This window comes from Bombella apis, assembly GCF_018221685.1.
Lineage (GTDB): Bacteria > Pseudomonadota > Alphaproteobacteria > Acetobacterales > Acetobacteraceae > Bombella > Bombella apis.
The window spans coordinates 414,014-438,266 of the sequence record NZ_JAGJTM010000004.1 but is presented as its reverse complement, the minus strand read 5'-3'; the positions used below and the strand labels follow the sequence as shown (position 1 = coordinate 438,266).

General features: G+C 60.4%; 20 protein-coding genes. 7 read left to right on the top strand and 13 right to left on the bottom strand.

All coding sequences use genetic code 11. The features are described 5' to 3' along the window. The 3 genes from J8Z04_RS05195 to panC all read right to left on the bottom strand — a co-directional run. On the bottom strand, positions 1-222 hold a 222-nt coding region (locus J8Z04_RS05195), incomplete at its 3' end, for a hypothetical protein (RefSeq protein ID WP_212125589.1). A 56-nt stretch (positions 223-278) separates the two neighbouring features. After that, a complete protein-coding gene (locus J8Z04_RS05190; protein WP_081562951.1) occupies positions 279-1,397 on the bottom strand; it encodes a glycerol dehydrogenase in 1,119 nt (372 codons plus the stop codon). A gap of 284 nt (positions 1,398-1,681) precedes the next feature. Next, positions 1,682-2,512 carry a pantoate--beta-alanine ligase gene (gene panC, locus J8Z04_RS05185; protein WP_192847999.1) on the bottom strand — a complete coding sequence of 277 codons (831 nt, stop codon included), beginning with the start codon at positions 2,510-2,512 and terminating at the stop codon, positions 1,682-1,684. Positions 2,513-2,650: 138 nt separating this feature from the next. Here panC and J8Z04_RS05180 point away from each other — a divergent pair, with 138 nt between their 5' ends. Together J8Z04_RS05180 and J8Z04_RS05175 are read left to right on the top strand one after the other, a co-directional pair. Then, positions 2,651-3,892, top strand: a complete 1,242-nt coding sequence (locus J8Z04_RS05180) for a TIGR03862 family flavoprotein (protein ID WP_192847998.1) — start codon at positions 2,651-2,653, stop codon at positions 3,890-3,892. Then, positions 3,889-5,358 (top strand): ATP-binding protein, encoded by a 1,470-nt coding sequence (locus J8Z04_RS05175; RefSeq protein WP_086431152.1) that lies wholly within the window; start codon positions 3,889-3,891, stop codon positions 5,356-5,358. The genes J8Z04_RS05180 and J8Z04_RS05175 overlap by 4 nt, the downstream gene beginning before the upstream one ends. 143 nt (positions 5,359-5,501) lie before the next feature. On the opposite strand, the gene J8Z04_RS05170 is transcribed toward J8Z04_RS05175, so the two are convergent. The 7 genes from J8Z04_RS05170 to tkt form a co-directional block, all read right to left on the bottom strand. After that, complete coding sequence (locus J8Z04_RS05170; protein ID WP_043561569.1) at positions 5,502-6,062, bottom strand: gluconokinase; 561 nt, start codon at positions 6,060-6,062, stop codon at positions 5,502-5,504. Then, entirely contained in the window at positions 6,059-6,748 is a 690-nt protein-coding gene (rpiA, locus tag J8Z04_RS05165) for a ribose-5-phosphate isomerase RpiA (RefSeq protein WP_043560820.1), read from the bottom strand. The genes J8Z04_RS05170 and rpiA overlap by 4 nt, the downstream gene beginning before the upstream one ends. Further along, the gene (gene pgl / locus J8Z04_RS05160) at positions 6,745-7,485 is read right to left on the bottom strand and encodes a 6-phosphogluconolactonase (RefSeq protein WP_192847997.1); all 741 of its coding nucleotides are present in this window, start codon (positions 7,483-7,485) and stop codon (positions 6,745-6,747) included. Before pgl ends, rpiA begins: the two co-directional genes overlap by 4 nt. A 21-nt stretch (positions 7,486-7,506) precedes the next feature. After that, entirely contained in the window at positions 7,507-8,343 is an 837-nt protein-coding gene (locus J8Z04_RS05155; RefSeq protein WP_192847996.1) for an HAD family hydrolase, read from the bottom strand. A gap of 71 nt (positions 8,344-8,414) precedes the next feature. Then, a complete protein-coding gene (gnd, locus tag J8Z04_RS05150; protein WP_043560825.1) occupies positions 8,415-9,419 on the bottom strand; it encodes a phosphogluconate dehydrogenase (NAD(+)-dependent, decarboxylating) in 1,005 nt (334 codons plus the stop codon). 2 nt (positions 9,420-9,421) lie between these two features. Further along, positions 9,422-12,271: a bifunctional transaldolase/phosoglucose isomerase gene (locus tag J8Z04_RS05145; protein WP_192848321.1), complete on the bottom strand. Its 2,850-nt coding sequence runs from the start codon at positions 12,269-12,271 to the stop codon at positions 9,422-9,424. A 20-nt stretch (positions 12,272-12,291) separates the two neighbouring features. After that, positions 12,292-14,343, bottom strand: a complete 2,052-nt coding sequence (tkt, locus tag J8Z04_RS05140) for a transketolase (protein ID WP_232086305.1) — start codon at positions 14,341-14,343, stop codon at positions 12,292-12,294. Between the two features lie 371 nt (positions 14,344-14,714). On the opposite strand from tkt, the gene J8Z04_RS05135 reads away from it, so the two are divergent. The 5 genes from J8Z04_RS05135 to J8Z04_RS05115 all read left to right on the top strand — a co-directional run bounded on the left by J8Z04_RS05135 (position 14,715) and on the right by J8Z04_RS05115 (position 19,264). After that, a complete protein-coding gene (locus J8Z04_RS05135; protein ID WP_192847995.1) occupies positions 14,715-15,218 on the top strand; it encodes an ankyrin repeat domain-containing protein in 504 nt (167 codons plus the stop codon). Next, the gene (gene hisC, locus J8Z04_RS05130; protein ID WP_086431155.1) at positions 15,215-16,279 is read left to right on the top strand and encodes a histidinol-phosphate transaminase; all 1,065 of its coding nucleotides are present in this window, start codon (positions 15,215-15,217) and stop codon (positions 16,277-16,279) included. Before J8Z04_RS05135 ends, hisC begins: the two co-directional genes overlap by 4 nt. A 44-nt stretch (positions 16,280-16,323) precedes the next feature. Continuing rightward, a complete protein-coding gene (locus J8Z04_RS05125; protein WP_043561572.1) occupies positions 16,324-17,562 on the top strand; it encodes an aminopeptidase in 1,239 nt (412 codons plus the stop codon). A gap of 22 nt (positions 17,563-17,584) precedes the next feature. Continuing rightward, positions 17,585-18,037 carry a hypothetical protein gene (locus J8Z04_RS05120; protein WP_081563440.1) on the top strand — a complete coding sequence of 151 codons (453 nt, stop codon included), beginning with the start codon at positions 17,585-17,587 and terminating at the stop codon, positions 18,035-18,037. Positions 18,038-18,520: 483 nt separating this feature from the next. Next, the gene (locus tag J8Z04_RS05115; RefSeq protein ID WP_043560843.1) at positions 18,521-19,264 is read left to right on the top strand and encodes a response regulator transcription factor; all 744 of its coding nucleotides are present in this window, start codon (positions 18,521-18,523) and stop codon (positions 19,262-19,264) included. A 101-nt stretch (positions 19,265-19,365) separates the two neighbouring features. Here the strand turns inward: J8Z04_RS05115 and glmM are convergent, their stop codons facing one another. From glmM to tilS, 3 genes are all read right to left on the bottom strand, one after another. Next, positions 19,366-20,730, bottom strand: coding sequence for a phosphoglucosamine mutase (gene glmM, locus J8Z04_RS05110; RefSeq protein WP_043561575.1), 1,365 nt, complete (start codon positions 20,728-20,730; stop codon positions 19,366-19,368). 196 nt (positions 20,731-20,926) lie between these two features. Then, complete coding sequence (gene ftsH, locus J8Z04_RS05105) at positions 20,927-22,813, bottom strand: ATP-dependent zinc metalloprotease FtsH (protein ID WP_043560846.1); 1,887 nt, start codon at positions 22,811-22,813, stop codon at positions 20,927-20,929. 149 nt (positions 22,814-22,962) lie between these two features. Then, positions 22,963-24,252, bottom strand: coding sequence for a tRNA lysidine(34) synthetase TilS (gene tilS, locus J8Z04_RS05100; RefSeq protein WP_192847994.1), 1,290 nt, complete (start codon positions 24,250-24,252; stop codon positions 22,963-22,965). Between the last annotated feature and the right edge of the window lies 1 nt (position 24,253).

The window sequence follows — 24,253 nt, the reverse complement described above, 5'->3', positions numbered from 1 at the left end:
CCCCCCCCCGCCCCCCCCGCCCCCCCCCGCCCCTCCGTGCCCCTCCAGCCGGTCGGCATACTGCACCATGGAGCAGTACAGGACAGACAGGACAACAAACGCCCTTCTCTGACCATCCACCCAACCTGAAGCCGCACTGGCCAGACAGCGGAAGACGGCCCCACTGAACAACAGATCACTGATGGTGTCCATCCCCCATGAAAAAAGGCCGGAGTCTAGCACCCCGGACCTTTTCCCTAATGGGTCATGTTGCCATGACCTCACCCTGTCGGACCTTTTCAGGCCTGATGGGCGGCACGATAGCGCTCACCAAGGGCGTTCGCAGCCACCATGGCATGATAGACATCATCCGGCGTGACCTTGAAGGGCAGATTGCCCATCGTATCGTCCTTGTCACAGGCGATCTCGGCCACCTTGCGCCAGTCAGCCTCCACAAACTCCTTGACACCCAGCTCCTTGAGGGTCATCGGCAGGCCAGCTGCCCGCACGACACGCAGCACCTCTTCAATCTCTTCCTTCGGTGCATTCTCCAGCACCAGCTGGGTCATCAGACCAAAGACCACCTTCTCACCATGCTGGGCATGATGGAGATCCTCGATAGCGGTCATGCCATTATGCACGGCATGAGCAGCGGCAAGACCACCCGTCTCGGCACCGGTCCCGCTGAGATAAATGGTTGCCTCGACCATTTCTTCCAGAGCCCGGGTCGGCACCTTGTTGCGCACGGCATCCATGGCGAGATCAACATTCTTGCAGACCAGGTCATAGCACATGCGGGCCAGACCGAGTCCCGTACGGGACGGACGCTTGCAGGAAAGGTTCACCCCATCAGACCGGTAGCAGGCACGGGCCTCAAAGTATGTGGAAAGGGCATCACCGATACCAGCAGCAAAGAAGCGCACCGGGGCACCGGCAATCACACCCGTATCAGCCACAACGACATCGGGATTCTGCGGCAGGAAGAGGTACCGGTCGAACTCGCCCTTCTCCGTATAGATCACAGCCAGCGCAATGCAGGGTGCATCGGTGGAGGCAATGGTTGGATAGAGGATGAGTGGCAGCTTGTAATAATGGGCAACGGCCTTGCTGGTATCCAGCGTCTTGCCACCACCAATACCGACAATGACATTGGCACCACGTGTCTTGGCCAGCTCGCCCAGACGCTTGATCTCGGCATCCGTACATTCACAGCCGAACCTCTCGGCTGTGCCTTTCAGCCCGGCTTTCTCCAGCCCAGCCACGGATTCCTTCTGGACACGCTCCACAAAGAATTCATCGCTGATGATGAAAGCATTGTCGCCAAAATCTTTTACATAGTCATGCAGCTGGGCCAGCAGACCCGTACCGATGATGAATTTCTTGGGGGCTGAAACGGTGCGCGGGGTTTTCTCAACCATGCTCGATATCTCCTTCAAGCATATGTAAATGCCTTGTTACCCCGCCACGCTACCCCTTCGCCCGCCACTTGACCAGAAGACATTACTGGCTTTCACAACATGCCAGCATGTATTGCCATGCATATGTGACAGGCGTGTCCCGCCTCCTCTCTGATCTCACCTCATGGCTGGCAAATAACAGGACAAATACAACCCTCTTTATTGAGGGATGAATATCCGGCAAACGCAATTACCAATATGAGAATTATTGCATCCTGCTCTCAACAAAAGGTCAGGACCACTTTTCAGAACAGCGGCATATTGTCGATCAGCCGCACGGCCCCCAGCTGCACGGCCAGCAAGGCCAGAGCCCCCTCCCGGACCTCCTCTTCAGCCTGGAACGTATCCGGATTCACGATGGTGACATAGTCAATATCCACAAGCCCGGCCTGCACCAGCACATCCCGCATGGCCCCCTCCAGCACGGCACGGCGGCGTTCACCAGCCTGCGCCAGGGTCCGGCCCCGGCAGAGAGCCTGATGCAGCACCGGGGCCCTGTGGCGTTCCGCCTCCGTCAGACGACTGTTGCGGCTCGACCCGGCAAGACCGTCCGCCTCCCGCCATGTTGGCAGGGTCACAATATCTACCGGAATATTCAGGTCCCGCACGAACCGCTGGACAACAGCACATTGCTGGGCATCTTTCTGCCCAAAATAGGCCCGCTGCGGCTGGATGATGTTGAAGAATTTCGCCAGCACCGTCGCCACACCCGCAAAATGGCCGGGACGGGACGGCCCCTCAAGCTCCAGCGCCACACCACCAACATCCACCTGCGTGGCGAACCCTTCAGGGTAGAATTCTGCCGCTTCCGGCGTAAAAACACAGGCCACGCCCTCCCTGCGCAGCAGGGCAATATCCCGTTCCAGCGCCCGGGGATAATTGGCAAGATCATCCGCCGACCCGAACTGTATGGGATTGACAAAGAGACTGACGACAACAGCATCAGTCTCCTCCCGGGCACGGCGAACAAGCGAAAGATGCCCCTCATGCAGGAAGCCCATCGTCGGTACAAAGCCGACCCTGCCAAGCTGCGCCCGCTCCTGCCGCATCTCCTGAACCGTCGTGCAGAGTTTCATGTCGTCCCTTTCCCGGATGATTGCCCTCGCAGGCTACGCCTTTCCATACCCTGTCTGCCTCCTGTCTGTCTTCCCCGACAGGCCGGAACAGGCTAACAACACCTCACCGCCGCCACACCCAGCCAGAACGGACTGCCCATGCCCGACACCAGTACGGCCCGTACACTCCCCATTGCCATCATCGGGGCTGGCCCGGCAGGGCTGTTTGCCGCTGAATGTCTGAGCCGGAAAGGCCATGAGGTCCATCTGTTCGACCACATGGCCAGGCCGGGACGGAAATTCCTCATGGCAGGCCGCAGCGGCCTGAACCTCACCCACAGTGAACCGCTGGAACCATTCCTGCAACGCTACGGGACAGCACGGGACTGGCTGGAACCTGCCATCCGCCACTTCCCGCCCGAGGCTCTCCGCCTCTGGGCTGAAGGATTGGGCGAACCCTGCTTCACCGGCAGTTCTGGCCGGGTCTTTCTGAAATCCCTCAAGGCCTCTCCCCTGCTGCGCCGCTGGCTGGTCCGCCTTCAGGAACAGGGCGTGCAATTCTTTCCCCGCCACAGGCTGACAGATATGCAGGGCCTGTCTCTCACCTTCCAGACACCGGAAGGCCCGGTCCAGCAGACAGGACGTGCCGTCATCCTCGCCCTGGGGGGCAGCAGCTGGGCACGACTGGGCAGTAATGGGCAGTGGGCATCGCTGCTGGGACAGCACTGCACGCCTTTTGCCCCCTCCAACTGCGGCTTCATGCCGGACTGGCCTGCCGAATTCCTGCTCCGCCACGAAGGCGAGACCCTGCGGGGAGTCACGCTCAACTTCGCCGGCCAGACACATCGTGGCGATCTCATCATCACGAAACGGGGGCTGGAGGGAGCACCACTTTACGCCCTTTCAGCTCCACTGCGACAGGCTCTGGCAAAATCAGGCGGAGACACCGTAACCGTCCACCTGAATCTCCGCCCGACTCTGACGCAGGAACGCATACTGGAACGCCTCGCCCGCCAGCGTCTCCGTGAAAGCCGGAGCAACAGGCTGCGCAAGGCTCTGGGGCTGGACCGTACCATGCGGGAGCTGCTCACCCAGCTCTGCCCGGACGCCCGCACACCCGGTGAGCTGACAGACGCCATCACGCAGGCCCCCCTGCACCTTGTGGCTCCTGCTGCGCTGGACAGGGCCATTTCCACCGCCGGAGGGCTGAAACAGGCAGCGCTGGATGAAGGCTTCATGCTGCGCCACCAGCCCGGCCTGTTCGCCTGTGGTGAAATGCTGGACTGGGATGCTCCTACAGGGGGCTATCTGCTCCAGGGCTGTTTTTCCACCGCCTGCTTCTGTGCAGAGGCTGTTCATCACTGGCTCTCCCGTCCATTGCCCGGTAAAGTGGCGCCATGAGTTCATCACATTTTGGCCCCCTTCTTCTTGGCACCACAGCCCGTGGTGAGGATGCCCACATCGACCTGCCTGAACTGCTGGCTACCCGCCTGCTCGTGCAGGGCAATTCCGGCTCTGGAAAATCCCACCTCCTCCGGCGTCTGCTGGAGCAGAGCGCAACTCTCGTCCAACAGGTCATCATCGACCCGGAAGGGGATTTCGTCACGCTGGCAGAAAAATACGACCATCTCGTCATCGAGACGGACACACAGTCCGAAGCCAGCCTGCGAAGTGCGGGGGAACGGGTCCGGATGCACCGGGCCTCTGTCGTGCTGAATCTTGAGCAGAGCGAGCCGGAAGGGCAGCTCCGTTCTGTCGGTGCCTTCCTGACCGGCATGTTCGAAGCGCCAAGGGCCTACTGGTATCCTGTCCTCATCGTGGTGGACGAAGCCCAGCTCTTCGCCCCCATTGCCGGGGGTGATACCTCTGACGAGGCACGCCGCCTCTCCCTCAATGCGATGACCAACCTCATGTGCCGGGGACGCAAAAGGGGCATGGCAGGCATCATTGCCACCCAGCGTCTGGCCAAGCTGGCCAAGAATGTCGCCGCCGAGGCTTCCAACTTCCTGATGGGACGGACCTTTCTGGATATCGACATGGCTCGTGCCGCCGACCTTCTGGGCATGGAGCGCCGTGCTGCCGAAGGCTTCAGGGACCTTGCCCGTGGGCAGTTCATGGCGCTGGGACCCGCCCTCGCCCGTCGCCCCCAACGTGTCACCATCGGTCCGGTCGAGACAGCCAGCCATGCAGGTGGCCCTGCCCTCATGCCACTTGAACAGCCCAACATTCCTGTGGATGAGCTGCGGGATCTCATCCTCGAGGCCCCGCCGGAACCCGCTTCCCGCCCCCGCAAGGAACCGGCTGCCCCCAAACCGGACCTGCTGGCGCAGCTTGATGCCTACAGCTCCTCCCGTGACGCCAGAGAGCAGCAGCAGAGCCAGCAGATGGCCGCACCGGACCCGGAAACTCTCTGGACTCTCGTCGCCGAAGCCGGACAGGATGAGGATGCCGCCTACCGGCCACTCGCCACCCTGTATCAGGACTTCCAGATGAGGGCACGGCTGGCCGGGTTCTCCCGCAACATCCTGCCCATGCCGCAGTTCCAGACCATGCTGAGCACCATCCGCTGCGGTATCACCCGTGAACGGGCTGAGAGCGAGGCCTGGCAGGACATCCAGCAGCGGGCCAGCCGCCTGCCGGACGACATGCAGCCTGTCTATTTCCTGCTCGCCCATGCAGCCATGGAAGGCAAACCCTGCCCGGATGATGCCGCTCTGGCCCGGGCCTATGGTACCCATTCTCTAGGGCGGGCACGGCGGCAGCTTACTTATCTTGAGAAATGCGAGGCCATCATCCTTCAGGGCACGGGCCGCCACCGTCGGATCGCCATTATTGGCCCGGGCTGGCAGACAGCCTCCCCGGCCTGACCCCCCTGAACAGCCCCCATGGGAAGGAGCCGCCCGGGCAAGGGTCTCCTTTCCCCACGAAAAATGGCGGAGCCAGAGGCCCCGCCATTTTCCTGATGCCCAAAGAAAGGGCCATCACTGAACCGGTAATAACCGACCCTGTATCAGTCCACCACCTTCGGCGGGGGGACAACACGCAGACGCTCAATCACACGGTCCCGCAGCTCTTCCGGCGTTGCATCACCAGGAACACGGATCACCGGCTCGTCATCTGTCGGCTCCTCCAGAGTGGCCAGCTGGCTCGGCAGAAGGGTCGGCGGCATATAATGCCCGACACGGTGCTTCAGCCGGTCCTCTATGATCTTCGGGTCCACCTTCAGGTAGACGAACTGGACCGGAATATGCTTGGCCAACGCATCACGATATTTCTTCTTCAGGGCGGAACAGGTCAGCACGGCACCGGTCCCCTTCTCGGCGCACTTGGCCAGCCAGTCGTGGCACAGCTCCAGCCAGGGGGCACGATCTTCATCCGTCAACGGGTGGCCACTGCGCATCTTTTCCACATTGGCTTTGGGATGCAGGTCATCACCTTCCTGAAACGGCCAGCCAAGGCTCTTGGAAAGCAGCTCAGCCACAGTGGTCTTGCCGTTGCCGGAAACCCCCATCACCACAATGTAATGCGGAGCAATACCCGATGCAGCCTTGGCGGCTTCTTTTTCTGTCATGGCGTCCATTGTTCAACCTCCCGTTCGGTGGCAACCAGCACATCGGTTGCCATATTGGGGAACAAACCATGCTCCACCACGCCTACCGTACCATCCAGACGCGTGGCGAGAGCCTGCACGTCACTGATCGGACCGAAAGCGCAATCAAGTATCCTGTTCCCGTTATCGGTAATAAGCAGCTCGCCTGTCAGATGCCGACGGGGACGGATGACCTTTGCCCCCAGAGCCTCCAGACGGGCTGCCGTTGCCTCGTAGCCAAATGGAACAACCTCCACTGGTACAGGCACCCGCTGGCCAAGCTGGTCAACCGGTTTGGTTACATCCACGATCACGACAAAACGCCGTGACGCCTGGGCAACGATCTTCTCACGCAGCAGAGCAGCCCCCAGCCCCTTGATGAGATTCAGCGTCTTGCGCTCCACCTCATCTGCGCCATCAATGGTGATGTCGACTACGGAATGTTCTGCAAACGTCGTGATCGGAATCCCCGCTGCACGGGCAAGTCTTGTCGATTCCTCGGAGGTCGGGATGGCATGAATATCCAGCCCTTCCCCGGCAACACGCTCACCGAGCCTTTCAATCATGAATGCTGCGGTACTGCCTGTCCCCAGCCCGACGACCATCCCCGGTTTGACGAGGCTTGCAGCAAGATGGGCAGCAGCACGTTTACAGTCATCTACATTCATGAAAGCTCTCCAGCAGCGGCTTCATCGGCCAGTATGAGGATTTTCCCCTCGGAAACAATACGCCCTGATGGGATGCTGCCATCCCCCTGACGCAAACGGGCCAGCATTGGTACTTTATTTTCCCCGGTGACAAGGAAAACGACCAGTGCACTGGAGGCAATGGCCAGGTAGGTCAGCGTAAGGCGCTCATGCGGGGCCGTACGGGGCGCTGCGACGCCAACCCAGGCCTTCTTTTCCTCAAGGACAGGCTCCCCCGGGAACAGGGATGCCGTATGCCCATCCGTACCCAGGCCAAGCATGACGATATCAAACAGCGGGCGGCCTGCTTCCAGCTTCGTGGCACCATAGGCCTGTTCCAGAACGGTCTGGTAGCTGGCAGCATCTTCCGCAACCGTAGCGGCTGTCGGCATCGGATGGACCTGAGCCGCCGGGATGGAGACCCTGGAGAGCAGCAGCTCCCGGGCGCTGGCATGGTTGCTGTCCGCATGGCCCTCGGGCACGTGACGTTCATCCCCATAGAAAATTTCGACACGGGACCAGTCCACCTGCCGGGCCATGTCGGGCTGGGCAAGAATCGCAAAAAGCTGCTTGGGCGTGGATCCACCAGAGAGAGCAATGCGCACCCTGCCCTGTTGCTTTTCTTTCACCGTCCTGATCAGCAGTCTGGCCATTTCCATAGCCACGGCTTCTGAGTCCTTCAGAACCTCTACGACCGCATGGCGCATGTCTGTCGTCATACCCGTACCCTCCGAATCACGTCATCTCCCCTGCTGGCAGGGGGCTAGCGGCATAATGAACGTCTCGGCAGCATATGCCCAGCCACCTTCATCAGGTTTTCCGGTCACATGGGTGGCTTCTTTCTTCACGGAATCCGGCGCCTGCCCCATGGCGATGCCCATGCCAGCCGCCTGCAGCATCGGGATGTCATTGGGGGCATCGCCAAGAGCAGCCACTTCCTGCGGTGTTACGCCATACAGTCTGGCCAGCTCTGCCACCGCCTCGCCCTTCGTGGCCAGGGCAGGTGTGATGTTCAACTTGTGTGGGGCCGAACGCAGCAGGCTCGCCCGCCCGGCAAAAGGAGCTGCCAGCTCGGCTTCCAGCCGGGCAATCAGGGCTGTATCGTCAGAACAGACCATAAGGCGGTTCACGGTCTTCGGCGTGACGGGCCATGAAGATACTGCCCGGGGCGTGATGCCCGTCAACTCCTGCTCCCGCTTTGCCAGCAGCGTCCGACTGTCACGCACCAGCCATTCCTGTTCTGTCTGAAACCAGACCTCCACAGGGAAAGGAGACAGAGCTTCGAGAATGGCCGCAAGATCCCCGACAGAAAAATGGTGGCTCTTCAGAATGGTGCCATCCGGCATGAAAAAGACGCCCCCATTAAATCCGGCACAGGGCCCTTTCAGCCCGAGCTGCCGGACATAAGGCAGCACAGCCGCCGGGATGCGGGCACTGACGAGCGCCAGAGCCACACCCCGCTCTGCCAGATGCTGGACGGCCGTGCCTGTTGTGGGAGAAATGGTTCTGTCAGAACCAAGAATGGTGCCATCCATATCGGACAGCACCAGCCTGATCCTGGGGGATGTTTCTGTCATGAGTATCTTCTTCCCTCACGGGGGAAGAAGGGGTGCGGCCCCCTACCGCATCCCCCATTCTCCAGAACAGTTTATTTCTTGCGCTCGGTATGGCCACCAAATCCATACCGCATGGCCGAAAGAGCCTTCTCGGCGAAATTGTTGCCGGTACGGGACCGGAAACGGGTATAAAGGGCTGCGGTCATTACCGGGGCAGGCACGGCCTCCTCAATGGCGGCTTCGATCGTCCAGCGGCCTTCACCGGAATCCTGCACCTCGCCACTGAACTCGCTCAGATCACCAGAACGGGCCAGCGCCTCGGCTGTCAGGTCCAGCAGCCAAGAGGACACGACACTGCCACGGCGCCACACCTCGGCAATATCAGCCAGATGCAGGTCATAACGCTCATCTTCCGGCAGCTTTTCGGAGTTCTTGCTGGCCAGCACATCAAAACCCTCAGCGATGGCCTGCATCATGCCGTATTCGATGCCGTTATGGATCATCTTCACGAAATGACCAGCCCCGGCCGGACCACAGTAAAGATACCCCCTCTCGGCCCGCGGGTCGTGGCGGCCATCATCCTCACGGTCCGGCGTGCGGGGCACATCACCCATGCCCGGAGCCAGCGCATCCAGAATGGGGTCCACATAATCCGCAGCGTGCTTCTCGCCGCCATACATCATGCAGTAGCCACGCTCCAGCCCCCAGACACCACCAGAGGTCCCGACATCGATATAATCAATGCCGCGCTCGCCCAGCTCTTTCGCCCGGCGGATATCTTCCTTGTAATAGGTGTTGCCACCATCGATGATGATGTCACCTTTGCCCAACAGCGGGGCGAGCTTCTGTATGCAGTCTTCCGTCACCTTGCCAGCTGGCAGCATGACCCAGATGACACGACGCTCCTCACTGGAAAGGAGTTCGGCCATTTTCTCGAAGGTCTCGGCCCCCTGGGCACGCCCCTTCTCTGACCGCTCGACAATCTTCTCGGTGACAGCGGGAGTCCGGTCGAACACGACAACATCATGCCCCTTGCGGGTCAGGCGGACGGCAATATTGCCACCCATGCGGCCAAGTCCGATAATTCCGATACGCATCCTCAAGCTCCTTTTAGAATATCTGTCACCAGCTGAGCGAGACGGTCCAGTCCTTCATGCAGGGGACCGACAACATGCACACGCAGCGCACGACGGCCACGAGCGGCCAGAACGTCGAAATCCCCCCGGGCCTGAGCGGCCTTGACGACACCAAAGCTGTAAGCGTGTCCCGGTATGGGCAGGTCCGCAGCATCATCCGCCGTCACCTGCAGGAAGACACCGCTGTTGGGGCCCCCCTTGTAAGCCTGACCTGTCGAGTGGAGGAACCGTGGACCAAACTGCGCCGCAGTGGCGACATGAAGCCGATCCCTCAACTCTGTTCTCACCGTCTGCTCCCAGGCGATATGGGCTTTGTTCCGCTCAATGTAAGCGAGGAGGCCAATATAGTCGTTCTTGCCCACACGGTCAAAATGAGCTTTCAGAATGGTTTCTGCACTACCGCTGCCCAGCGCCTCACGGTTGCGCTCATCAGCGTAAAAAGCGAGGTTTCCATCCTGGGCGAACGGCGTCTCTTCCGGTAGATGGCCCGTCTCGGCATAGGCTTTGGTCAGCTTGCGGGTCTCAACCTTGCTGAATTCCACATCAGGCTGGTCAAAAGGATTGATTCCCAGCACGGAGCCAGCCACCGCCGTGGCAAATTCAAACACGAAGAACGCCTGCACGATCTGCCCGACATCCTCGAGATGCAAGGTCACGACAGGATGTCCCGCCTCCCGCAGGGCCTTGATCCCCGGGCTGACGGGCTCATGCCCCAGCCGCAGTTCCACGAACATGCGGTCATCACCATAAGCCTCCGGCGCCCCCAGCGGCTCGCCATCAATAGGGATGAGCCCCGTGCCGTTCTTGCCGGTGCTTTCAGCCAGAAGCTGCTCCAGCCAGGCACCGAGGGAGGCGATCTTCTCCGAAGCCACGAACGTGACCTTGTCCCGCCGGAAACTGGTGGCCGCCACCCCAAGGGCCAGCCCCAGACTGACACCAGGGTTTGTCACAGGCGGAACGGAAGCATCGCACGCCTCGATCATCAGCTGCGTGCTGTCCAGCAGGGCCCGGACATCGTACCCTGCCGCCGCCGCCGGAGCGAGACCAAAGGCGGACAGAACGGAATACCGCCCGCCGATCTCCGGGTTGCCGTGGAAGATATGGGCAAAGCCACGGTCTCTGGCCAGTGTTTCCAGCGATGAGCCGGGGTCCGTCACGGCGACGAAACGCTCACCGGGCTGACGGCCAAGGGCCTTCTCCGCCTGATCCCAGAAATAGGCGAACAGGATGTTCGGCTCCAGCGTACTGCCGGACTTGCTGGACACGATGAACAGCGTGTTGGCCGGGTCGATGGCCCGGCCGAAGCTGGCAACCTGCTGAGGGTCCGTACTGTCCAGAACATGCAGCTTTGGGCCACCGGGGGCTCGGCCAAAGGTTTCCTCCAGCACTTCCGGTCCGAGGCTGGAACCGCCCATGGCCAGCAGCAGCACGTCGCTGTAGCCACGTTCCTTCACCTCACGGCCCAAGGTCTCATAAGACTCAAGAGCCGCACGGCCATTCTTGACCACATCCAGCCAGCCGAGCCATCGGCTTTCCGGCCCACCGGTCCAGACGGCCGCATCACGCTCCCAGATGCGCCGCACCTTGCCATCCTGGCTCCAGCTCTTGCCCGCCGCAACCACGGCATTTTCCAACTCACCCGACAATGCCAAGGATACTCGCATAAGACGTTCCCCCAAAACAGCTTCCCGGCGGGCTGCCACCGCACCGAGCAATCCATCAAAAGCGACCTCGAAAGCCGTCACACCTTCTTCCAACAAGGTGGTGGTCACACTGTCCAGATCAAGCCCCAATCGCCCTGCTTCTGCCAGAATCAGGCTGGCGCTCTCTCCACCCTGCGCAAGGCGCTCCTCCGGGATGCCATGATCCCGGAAGGCTTCCAGCGTACGGGGTGGCAATGTATTGACCGTATCAGCGCCAATCAGCTCCTCCACGTACAGCACGTCACGATAGGCCTTGTCCTTCGTGCTCGTACTGGCCCAGAGAAGACGCTGCGTCTGCGCTCCTTTCCCTGCCAGAGCTTTCCAGCGCGGGCTTTCCGTTACCCTGAGATAATGCTGATACGCCATGCGGGCATTGGCAATGGCCACCTGCCCCCGCAGGGCCTTCAACGCCTCGGTTTCCGGGTCACCGGCGGCCAGACGGCGGTCGATGCGGGCATCAATGCGCCCATCAATCCGGCTGACAAAGAAAGACGCCACACTACCAACGTGATTCACCGGCAGACCGGCCTTCACCCTGGCCTCCAGCCCCCGCAGATAGGCGTCCAGCACCTTCTCGTACATGCCCAGCGCAAAAAGGAGCGTGACATTGACGTTGATGCCCTCGGCAGTAGCCTGCTCAATGGCTGGAATGGCCTCTTCCGTCGCCGGAATCTTGATCATCACATTGGGGTGACCAACACGCTGCCAGAGCCTGCGGGCTTCTGCCAGCGTGCCTTCAGCATCATATGCCAGGTAAGGAGAAACCTCGAGACTGACATAGCCATCCCGTCCGCCGGTTTTGTCAAACACGGGCCGCAGAACCTCGCAGGCCTGACGGATATCTTCCACGGCCAGCGCCTCATAAAGCGCACCGGCTGTCAGGCTGCCGCTGGCCAGGAGGGCCTGCACGGCTTCCTCATATTCCGCACCATGGCCAATGGCCTGCTCGAAAATGGCCGGGTTGGAGGTCACCCCTTTCAGGGCGTCCTCCTTCACCATGGCTGCCAGACGGCCATCCTCGATGAAATCCCTCCGGATGAAATCCAGCCAGATGGACTGCCCATGGCTGACCAGACGGGTCAAAGGTGTCTCTGGCGGGGTGTTTTCCATCACTCTCACTCCTTATCCAGTCAGTCTGCCTTCTGTAACAACTGGCGGGCCTGTTCATAAACAGAGTCTACCGTAAAGCCGAACTTCGCCATCAGCTCTGCTGCTGCGCCGGATTCCCCAAAGCTGTTCATGGCAATGACGACACCATCCAGCCCCACATAGCGGTCCCACCCAAAGCCGGAAGCCATCTCTACACCGACACGCCTACGGACAGAAGGTGGCAGGACGGTGTCACGATAGGCCCTGTCCTGGCTCTCGAACAGATCGAAGCTTGGCATGGAGACCACACGGGCCCGCACGCCTTCAGCCTTCAGCCGCTCATAGACACCGACCACGAGCGAAACCTCGGAGCCGGACGCCATCAACAGAATCTCCGGCTCACCCTCACAGTCCGCCAGAACGTAGCCACCACGGGCCACACCCTCGGCCGAGGCATACCGGGTACGGTCCAGCGTTGGCAGGTTCTGCCGTGTCAGGGCAAGGGCCACGGGGCCAGCACGATGCTGCATGGCCACACGCCAGCTTTCCACCACCTCATTGGCATCTGCCGGACGCAGCATGGTCAGCCCCGGCATGGACCGGAACTGAGCAAGCTGCTCGATGGGCTGATGGGTCGGGCCATCCTCCCCCACGCCGATGGAATCATGCGTGAACACATAGATCACCGGCAGGTGCATCAGCGCTGCCAGACGGATGGCGGGCTTCATGTAATCAGAAAAGATCAGGAAGCCCGCACAGAAAGGCCGCAGGCCACTCAGGGCCAAGCCGTTGCAGATGGCGGCCATCGCATGTTCACGCACACCGAAGTGCATGTTGCGGCCATCATAGCCAGCCCCTTCCTGCACCATGTTTGAAGGGGCCTGCACCGACCGGGCGCCCTTGATGAGCGTCTTGGTAGAAGGCGCAAGGTCCGCCGCCCCGCCAACCAGCCAGGGGAACTGGGATGCCACGGCATTGAGCACCTCCCCGGAACTCTGGCGGGAGGCCAGCCCTTTCTCATCCGCCGGATAGACAGGCAGCTCCGTTTCCCAGCCTTCTGGCAGGGTTCCGGCAAAAATGTGCCGCAGCTCGTCCCCTTCCTTCGGATACCGGGCGCAGTACTCGGCAAACCGTGCCTCCCATTCCGCCTGTGCTCTGGCCCCACGCTGCCCGGCCAGTGCCTCGAAATGCTCCTGCACGCCATCCGGCACGGTAAAATGCGGCGCATCTTCGGGCCAGCCATAGGCCTTCTTGGCCCCTGCCAGCTCCTCCATGCCAAGCGGCTCACCATGGGCAGAGGCCGTTCCCGCCTTGCCCGGTGCCCCATAACCGATGATCGTCCTGAGAATGATCAGGGTCGGGCGGGAGGTTTCCTCCCGTCCCTGTTTCAGGGCTTCACAGATGGCAGGCACGTCGTTGCCATCAGCAACTTCCAGCACCTGCCAGCCATAGGATTCAAACCGCATGGCCACATTCTCCGTGAAGGTCACATCCGTGGAGCCCTCAATGGAAATGCGGTTGCTGTCATACACCCATGTCAGGTTGCCCAGCTTCAGATGTCCGGCCAAGGATGCGGCCTCGGCCGCAACCCCCTCCATGATATCCCCATCACCACAGAAAGAGGTAATGTGATAGCCAAAGAGGTCGAACCCCGGGCGGCCGTAATGTGTGGCAAGCCATCGCTCGGCCATGGCCATGCCCACCGCACTGCTGCACCCCTGCCCCAGCGGGCCGGTCGTGATCTCCACCCCGGCTGTCAGCCCGTATTCGGGATGGCCCGGTGTGCGGGATTCAAAACGGCGGAAATTTTTCAGGTCTTCCAGCGTCAGGGCGGGGCGATCGACCACCTGCCCGTTCTCAATATCCTTCACCCCGGCCAGAAACACCGTGGCATAGAGAAGGATGGACGCATGCCCACCCGAGAGGATAAATCGGTCACGCCCCGGCCAAAAGGGATCAGCCGGGTTATAATACATCGTAAACTGCCAGTAAGCATACATGGCCGGGGCCAGAGCCATTGCGGTACCCGGATGGCCGGATTTTGCACGCTCCACACTATCCATCACCAATGTGCGGATCGTGTCTATGCTCATTTTCGACAGCATACTGTTCACTGATCTAACGTCCTCAATTCAAACAATCATCCGATCACCCACAGCAGGCTCATGCCCCTTAACACGGCCCGATGCAGTCCGGATATTTCACAAGTGGCCTTATCCTGCGAAAGAACGCAATGCCCTACCGGCAAATAAGATCAATTTTCCTACCCATCCCTTACAGACAGGCTGGACCTGTCAGACCCGGCGGCAGATTCCGGTCAGCCTGCCCTCTTCCATCAGGCCTGCCGCAACCACATATCCTGCACGCCAGAAAGGCCTTTTCCCCCTTGACCTGACCACCGGCAGGCAGGACATTCAGAGGCCTCTGACACGACCCATTCTTTTACCGCAAAGGCAGCCCATCCATGACGCAGCCCGAAATGTCCTTCACCCCGGAGCAGATCACCGCTCTCTTCATCGATGCGGCCCGCAATGGTGAGAATGATCTGGTCAGGCAGTTTCTTGAGGCCGGCATGCTGGCAGACTGTGCCGACAGCCGGGGCTATACACCCCTCATCGTCGCCACCTACAACGACCAGCTCGACACGGCCAGCCTGCTGCTGGACAACGGGGCCGACCCGAACGGCGTGGACGCCAAGGGGGCCACGGCGCTCTCCGGTGTGGCCTTCAAGGGGTATGAGGCCATTGCCCGCCTGCTGCTGGAGCGTGGCGCCAATATCGACCAGGCCAACCATGCCGGGCGCACGCCGCTCATGTTTGCCATCATGTTCGGACGGCAGGGCATGGCCCGCCTGCTGCTGGAACGTGGCGCCAACCCGGACATCCGGGATACGGAAGGCCTTTCCGCCAGAGACCTTGCCCACCGCCAGGGCCTTGGCAGCCTCTTTGCGGAGGCCACCGCCCCATGAGCCGTTTCTGGAACCGGCAGGTCCACGACCTCCAGCCCTACATCCCCGGTGAACAGCCCCGCATGACCAATCTGGTCAAGCTGAACACCAATGAGTCCCCCTACGGTCCGTCCCCCCGTGCGCTGGAAGCGATGAAGGCCAGCGTAACTGATGACCTGCGCCTCTATCCAGACCCGACAGCCCTGGCCCTGCGCACGGCCATTGCTGAACAGGAAGGAGTTCCGGTCGAGTGCGTCTTCACCGGCAACGGTTCTGACGAGGTCCTGGCCCACGCCTTCCGGGCCCTCTTCCGTGACGATGCGCCGGTCCTGTTCAGCGATGTGACCTATGGCTTCTACCCGATCTACTGCCAGATGTTCGGGCTGGATTACCGCACCATTCCCCTGCGGGATGATTTCACCATCGCACCAGACGATTATGACGGTCCGGCTGGTGGTGTCATAATCGCCAATCCCAATGCCAACACCGGCATCAGCCTGCCCCTGCCAGCCATTGAAGGACTTCTGAAGCGCTTCAATGCCCAGACGGTCATCATCGATGAAGCCTATGTCGATTTCGGCGGGACCAGCGCCGTGGCCCTGACACAGCGTTATCCCAACCTTCTCATCGTCCGTACCTTCTCCAAATCCTCCGGTCTGGCGGGGCTGCGCGTGGGCTATGCCATCGGCTCGGCGGAGCTGGTGGAAGGGCTGACACGGGTAAAAGACAGCTTCAACTCCTATCCGCTGTCCCGCCCGGCACAGGCCGGGGCTGAAGCCTCCATCCGGGACACGGAGTGGCTGGAACAGACCACCACCCGCATCATCGCCACACGGGAGCGCACCGTGGCAGCCCTGCGGGAGCGTGGCATGACGGTCCTGCCCTCCACGGCCAATTTCATTCTGGCCCATCACCCCTCATGCCCAGCTGACACGCTTTTCACCGGCCTGCGGGAGCGGGCCATCATCGTCCGCCATCAGGGCGGCAGCCCCCGCATCAGCGACTGGCTCCGCATCACCATCGGCACGGATGAGGAGATGGACGCCCTGCTGGCCGCACTGGATGACCTGCTGCCCCGCTGACGCATCAGCCCCCTCATCATTTTACAGATTAACAGGACAGACCCATGCCCACATCCTCTTTCACACATGACCAGCTTCTGGACCGTCTGGCCGAAGTTTCCGTCCGTACGGGGCTGAACATCACACCTGGCCAGCAGCTCATCATCACGGCAGGGCTGGAAGCCGTACCCCTCATCCGGCGCATCACGGCCCATGCATACAAGGCCGGAGCGTCACTGGTCACAACCCTGTATCAGGATGATGAGACTACGCTGGCCCGCTTCCAGCATGGTCATGAAGACAGCTTTGACACGGCAGCGGGCTGGCTGGCCAACGGCATGGCGGAAGCCTTTGGCAAAGGAGCCGCCCGCATGGCCATCACGGGGGGGAACCCGACCCTGCTGAAGGACCAGAACCCGGACCACATCTCCCGTGTCAGCCGGGCCAGCTCCACGGCCTATCGTCCGGCCATGGAACGCATCACCAATTTTGACATCAACTGGAACATCATTGCCTGCGCCACACCGGCCTGGGCCGAGCAGGTTTTTCCACATCTGCCAGCAGAGGAAGCCCTCACCGCCCTGTGGAATGGCATCTTCCAGGCCTCCCGCGTGGATGTGGCCGACCCGGTAGCCGCCTGGGCGGACCATAACCGGACCCTCCATGCCCGTGCTGCCATGCTGAATGACCGCCGCTTCGACGCCCTGCACTTCACCGGACCGGGCACAGACCTGACGGTCGGGCTGGCGGATGGCCACCTCTGGGCCGGTGGTGCCGAAGAAGCCAAGAATGGCATTGTCTGCAACCCGAACATCCCGACAGAGGAAGTCTTCACCACCCCACACTGTGCCCGTGTGGAAGGGACCGTCTCCAGCACCAAGCCACTCTTCCATCAGGGATCGCTGATTGACGGAATCCGGGTCCGCTTCGAAAAGGGGCGCATCGTGGAGGCTCATGCCAGCAAAGGCGAAGATGTGCTGAAACGCATTCTGGACAGTGATGAAGGCGCACGCCGCATTGGCGAGGTTGCCCTCGTACCCCACTCCTCCCCCATCTCCCGGAGTGGCATCCTGTACCAGAACACCCTGTTCGATGAGAATGCCGCCTGCCACATCGCTCTTGGGCAGGCTTACACGAAATGCATGACCAACCCTGAAGGGCAGAGCGAAGAAGAGCTGATCGCCCGTGGAGCCAATCATTCCATCATCCATATCGACTGGATGATCGGTTCCGACAGGATCAACATTGACGGCCTGAAGGATGGCCAGCGCACACCCCTCATGCGCTCTGGCGAATGGGTCTGACCCCTCCAAGGAAACAGTAACCGTGACCATTGCTCTTGACCCCGCCCGCCTGCCAAAGCTGGACATCCTCTCCCTCGCCCGGACCGGCCTCATCCTCCGTGCCGAGCGGGAGACACCCGATACGGGTATTCCCAGTTTCCTGACCCGGTCAGGCTGGGTCGAGCTGGTCACCCATCACCGTCGCTCCACAACCGACGGAATTGAAACGGAGGAGCAGACAGCCAACCGCCTGCTCCCCGCACTGGAGCGCATCTGCGCCCGCCTCCTCAGCGAGGCGGCCCGTGGGGCAAAGGCACAGGACAGGCAGGATGCCTCCGTCTTTACCGTGGAAACAGACCTTTTCCCCAGCTCTACGCAGACACGCATTGTCCTGGTTGCAGACAGGACCCATCCCGTTGCCTGCGCCCTGATCGGCACGCCAGAACAGATCACCCAGCTTCTGGCCTCCACCGATACGAAGAGCGGTGAAGCCTGAAACGATTCGGACCTCCTACATCCTATTTCCAAATGTTTTACCCTCGAAATAGGATTAAAACAGTTTTATTTTATCATTAAAAGAATTGATGACCTGCCCCGTTCCCATAAAAAAAATTAGGAACGTTCTATAACCCTTGTTCGACAGGCCCATTTAGCAAAACTATATTGTTGCTTAATTTTTCACTTATATTTAAATACAATTTTTTACTATGGTAATTGCTGAAAATAATTTCAGTATGCGAAAAAAAATTATAAATTAAATGTAAGTATAACTTCATATTACCTTATCAGAAGCCTATCATATTCTTCTTTTCTGTAAAGAAAAACATCAAAAAACCCCTTATTTGACACAAAAAAGTCCTATGATTCCGACATATACGACGAAAGTTCTGGTTGTATGGATTGCTAAAAAAACAATCAAAGGTTGCATTTCATAAAAAATCTCTTCCATAATACAACCGTTCCAAGGGGAGTTGAAATTATGCGTATTCTCATCGCTGATAGCGACAGCGGCGCTGTAAGCCATCTGGTAAAGGTACTGGGGAAGTCCTCTTACGCGGTCGACCACGTCAAAACCGCCGATGAAGCCCTCAACATGTTCAAGCACTATGAATATGATCTCTTCATAACCGAGCTGGTACTGAGCGACCTGCCGGGAGAAGAGCTCATCCGTCAGGTCCGACGCTCCCGGATCTCCACGCCCATCATGGTTCTGTCCGTCCGGACAGACTCCCCGACCAAGGTGGCCGCCTTCTCAGCTGGGGCTGATGACTACGTTACCAAACCCTTCGACATGAGCGAGACCCAGGCGCGCATCCAGGCTCTGACCCGCCGTTCTTACGGCATCGCTGAATCACGCCTGTGCGTTGGCCCGCTGGAACTGGACCTTGAAAGCCGGATGGTCAGCGTCAATGGTCACTTCCTGCACCTCACCAGCAAGGAATATTCCATTCTGGAGCTGCTGCTCCTGCGCAAGGGGGCAGTCCTCACCAAGGACATGTTCCTGAACCATCTCTATGGTGGCATTGACGAACCCGAAATGAAGATCATTGATGTCTTCATCTGCAAGCTGCGGCGCAAGCTTCAGCGCTTCGGTGCCGAACACATGATCACCACTGTCTGGGGTCGGGGTTACATCCTTCAGGATCCGGCCGTGGCGGCTGGTACCTCTGCTTCTTCGCAAGGCTTTACCGAAGGGTCGGCTCCCCTGCGTCAGGCAGGCTGAAATCCAGGCACGGAGCAGCCCTCCCATCTCCCGTGAAGTAAAGAAAAAGGCCCTTGCCCCATGGTGCAGGGGCTTTTTCTTTACTGAAAGGGAAAGGCTTTTCAGGCTCCGGCCAACGTCTGGATATGGGCACTGACCCGGTCCACGACCTCGGCTACCAGAGCCCTGTCCCGGGCCTCCACCATCACGCGGATCAACGGTTCTGTCCCGCTGGCCCGCAGTACAAGACGCCCCTTCCCCTTCAGCCGTTCTTCCGCCCAGCTGACAATCTCCCCAAGGGCCGGATGCTTCATAGGATTATCACCCTTGTAGGCCACATTTTTCAGGGTCTGGGGATAAGGCTCAAAAAGATGACACAGCTCACTGGCTGGCTGGCCGGATTCCACCAGAGCTGCCAGAACCTGAAGCGCCGCCAGCAGGCCATCCCCTGTTGTGGCGTGATCGGACAGCACCATATGGCCGGACTGCTCCCCGCCAAGATTGCCTCCCGTCTGGCGCATGCGCTCCACAACATAACGGTCCCCGACAGCTGTGCGATACAGGCTTAGCCCCTGCGTTGCCAGATAATCCTCCAGCCCGATATTGGACATGACAGTCGCCACGATCTCGGAACCATTCAGCCGCCCCATGCGCTTCCAGAGTGTAGCGATGAGAGCCAGTATCTGGTCCCCGTCCACCAGCTCGCCCCGCTCATTGGTGAACAGGACACGGTCCGCATCCCCATCCAGCGCAATACCGCAATCTGCCCCATGAGCCCGCACAGCTTCACAGAGTGCCTGCGGATGGGTAGAGCCGACACCATCATTGATGTTCAACCCATCCGGTGAGGCCCCTATGGTTATGACCTCTGCCCCCAGCTCCCAAAGGGCTGCAGGTGCCACACGGTAGGCAGAACCATGCGCACAATCGAGCACGATTTTCAGGCCATCCAGCCGCAATCCCCGCGGAAAGGACGATTTGACACTCTCAATATACCGGCCTGCCGCATCATTCAGGCGGGAGGCCCGCCCTATGGCCGCAGGCGATGCCAGCTGTCCGCTCAGATCGTCCCCCATCAGGGCTTCAATCTCTGCCTCAACAGCATCGGAAAGCTTGAACCCGTCCGGGCCGAACAGCTTGATCCCGTTATCCGTGAAAGGATTGTGGGATGCCGAAATCATGACACCCAGATCAGCCCGCAGGGAGCGGGTCAGAAAAGCAACAGCAGGCGTAGGCAGCGGCCCCAGCAGGACGACATCCACACCTGCCGAGAGAAAACCGGACACCAGGGCACACTCGATCATGTAACCGGAAAGACGCGTATCTTTGCCCAGCACAACCGTGTGGCGATGCTGGCGCCCTGTCTGCCGGCAGAAATACAGACCCGCCGCCTGCCCCAGCTTCTGGGCTATCTCCACCGTCATGGGTGCCGTATTGGCCTCGCCACGGATCCCGTCAGTCCCGAAAAACTTCCGCCCGTCTGCCATGACTTCCCCTCCGTCTTCCATACCATATGCGGCTTCTGCCAACAGCTGACAGGGCTTACCTTCCTGCACCAGATGCTCCCTGCAATGCCAGCCATTCCCCCGATACGCAAGCCTTTCATAAACAGAACGGGCGCATGGCCAATGCTGCCATGCGCCCGTCATCCCTGTCAGTCAGACCAGAATAGCCTCAGCCCGATCAGGCCGGCTGGGAGGCCACTTCTCCCCCACTGGCAGCGCCCGACATGGCACCGGAAGATGGCACCGACGGACGACGCCCATTGAAGGAATATTCCTCCTCTTCTTCCTTGCCCAGCGGTTCCCCCCGGATGACCTTTTTCACTTCCTCGCCCGTCAGCGTCTCATATTCCACCAGCGCCGCAGCAAGGGCATGAAGGGCATCAATATGGGTCAGAAGAGTATGCTTGCACTGGCCATATGCCTGATCGATCAGCTTGCGGACTTCCTGGTCGATCTCACGACCTGTCTGGCCGGAAATCTGACTCCTGTCCGTGCAGTCCACCATGCCGATAAGCTCGCTCATGCCGATCTGTGCCACCATGGACCGGGCTGTGCTGGTCGCCTGGCTGATGTCGGAGGCCGCACCGCTGGTCACGGCATCATGACCATAAATGATCTCCTCCGCCACACGCCCGGCCACGGCCACGACGATGCGGGCATAGGCCTCCCGACGGGATATGACATCAGGGTCCTTGTCCGGCAGGCTCATCACCATGCCAAGGGTCCGCCCACGAGGCACGATCGTAGCCTTGTGGATGGGGGTTGTCCCCGGGGTCAGCACGGAAGCAATGGCATGGCCAGCCTCGTGATAGGCTGTCATGCGCTTTTCTTCCTCCTCAATGACGGCAGACCGGCGCTCGGCACCCATCCATATCTTGTCCCGGGCCTCCTCAAACTGGGCCATGGAGACGACCTTCCTGTTCTGCCGTGCCGCAAACAGGGCGGCCTCATTGACAAGATTGGCCAGTTCCGCACCCGAAAAACCCGGCGTGCCCCGTGCAATCACCCTTGGGTTGACATCCGCAGACAGGGGCAGCTTCTTCAGATGAACTTGGAGAATCTTTTCACGCCCCAGCATGTCCGGGTTGGGCACGACGACCTGCCGGTCGAACCGGCCCGGACGCAGCAGAGCCTGATCCAGCACATCGGGACGGTTGGTCGCTGCAATGAGGATGACCCCCTCGTTGCTGTCGAAACCATCCATCTCCACAAGCATCTGGTTCAGTGTCTGCTCACGTTCATCATTGCCACCTCCCAGACCAGCACCACGCTGGCGGCCTACGGCATCGATCTCATCGATGAAGATGATGCAGGGCGCATTCTTCTTCCCCTGTTCGAACATGTCACGGACACGGGATGCACCAACACCGACGAACATCTCGACAAAATCGGATCCGGAAACGCTGAAGAACGGCACATTGGCCTCGCCAGCCACGGCACGGGCCAGCAGGGTCTTCCCTGTACCGGGAGGACCAACCAGCAGAACACCCTTGGGCAGGCGTCCCCCCAGACGGGTGAATTTATGCGGGTCCTTGAGGAAGTCGACAATCTCGACAAGGTCTTCCTTGGCTTCATCCACCCCGGCCACGTCGGCAAAGGTGACACGCCCCTTCTTCTCCACCATCATCTTGGCACGGGACTTGCCGAAGCTCATCGCCCCCCGCCCGGCCCCGCCATTCTGCATCTGGCGAAAGACCATGAAGCCCAGGCCCAGCATCAGGATGATCGGCAGATAAGCCGCAATGTAACGAAGAACGGGATTGTCATCACTCTGGGGCGGGTGGGCAGTCACCTCAACTCCAGCCGCCGTCAGCCGGGACACCATCGAGGGGTCGGACGGAGCATAGGTCTCGAACGACGTACCATTGGTCAGCACGCCGGAAATGTTCTGCTCCCGGATGGTAACGGACCGGACCTCATGACGCTCCACATCATGCACGAAGTCGGAATAGGCGATCTTCTGAACGGCCTGTCGGCTGCCCCCAGGCTGGAATGCCGCCAACATGCCGATGACCGCCAGGACGATGACCACCCAGATCGCAACATTACGGCCAATGTTTTTCATCTCTTCAAAAACCTCACAAATCGGGACGCACAGGCCGGGCCGGCGTCACACTCAGTGCCTTCAAGATAGGTATTTCTGGCAGCGTTCCCACCCCCATCAGGCCAAAATGGATGAAAAACCCTGATTCCGCCTCATTCGCACGGCCTGTTTCATCCCGTCCAGTCCCGTTCCCCTGTCAGGGGCGTTCCCCCATCCCAGACAAAAGTCACACGGGGCAGGTCGGGCCGCAGCCCTCTCATGCCCTCTGGAACTGCAACAGGTTCACCCCCAACCCACAGGGCAGGCAGAGCGGGCAGAACACAGGCCGGAACGGCCCGGCCCGCCCGCTGCCACGGCCCCAGAGCCGCCACGACCGCATCCGTATGATCAGGCCCCAGATACCGCCAGCGCCCGTCCCAGCACTGCCCATGCCGGGCCGGACGCTTTTCCGTCAGATTCCTGGCCTCGCGGTACAGCATCCAGCCTGTTTCCCGCCCCCGGAGAGGATGCAGGCAGACCCGCCCCAGAGAGCCTTTTCCAGCCCGCCGCAGGGCCACAACAGCCTGACGGGAAGGCACATAATCCTGCCCCCCCACAAGGCGGATCAGCCGCCCCAGCAATTCATCCTCCAGCAACGGCTCCATGTCATGATCCTCACCGCCCCCCAGCTGAAGAATTTCCGGTGCAAGTTTCAGCCATCCTTCCGGCTGCCAGGCCACCCCACAGGCCATGAGAGCCGCCAGCCGATCCTCAACCCTCTTCTGTCTGGCACAGGCATCCTGCCTGAGAACATGCATCGCCCGCCGCCCGGCATCTGTCAGATCCTGCCGGACTTCCACACGGCGGAAACGGCGGTTCTGATTTGATGGGTCCTCACACCAGGACACCCCAGCGGTGCGCAGCGTCATTTTCAGCCGTTCCGGCCGAATCCCCAATAACGGCCTCAGCAGAGTGATCCGCCCCCGCACAGTCCGGGCCGCCATGCCACACAGTCCCCGGGGTCCACTGCCCCGCTCCTGACGCATCCAGAGTGTTTCCTCCTGGTCTGCCTCATGATGCGCCACCAGCAGAACGGAACCTCCAGCGTCGATACAGGCACTTTCCAGAACACCGAAACGGGCTTCTCTGGCCCGGTTCTGTATCCCGCCGGGCCTGAGAGGGGCCAACGTGAGCTGCCGTGCCGGAATATCCAGTTCCGCAAGACGCTGGCAGGTCAGAGCAGCTTCCCCGGCCGATTCAGGCCGCAGGGCATGATCCACGACCAGCGCCAGAACATGGCGCCTCCACCCCCGGGCCAGCAGGGCCAATGCCATGGAATCGCCTCCACCAGACACGGCGATGCAGAGTGGATGCGTCACCTCATCCGGCCCCACAGGACCGATCCGGGACATGATGTCAGAAAACTCACCGGGCGTGACGGGCCTCACCCCATCTTTATCCAGCTCCGTCGTCCCCACCATG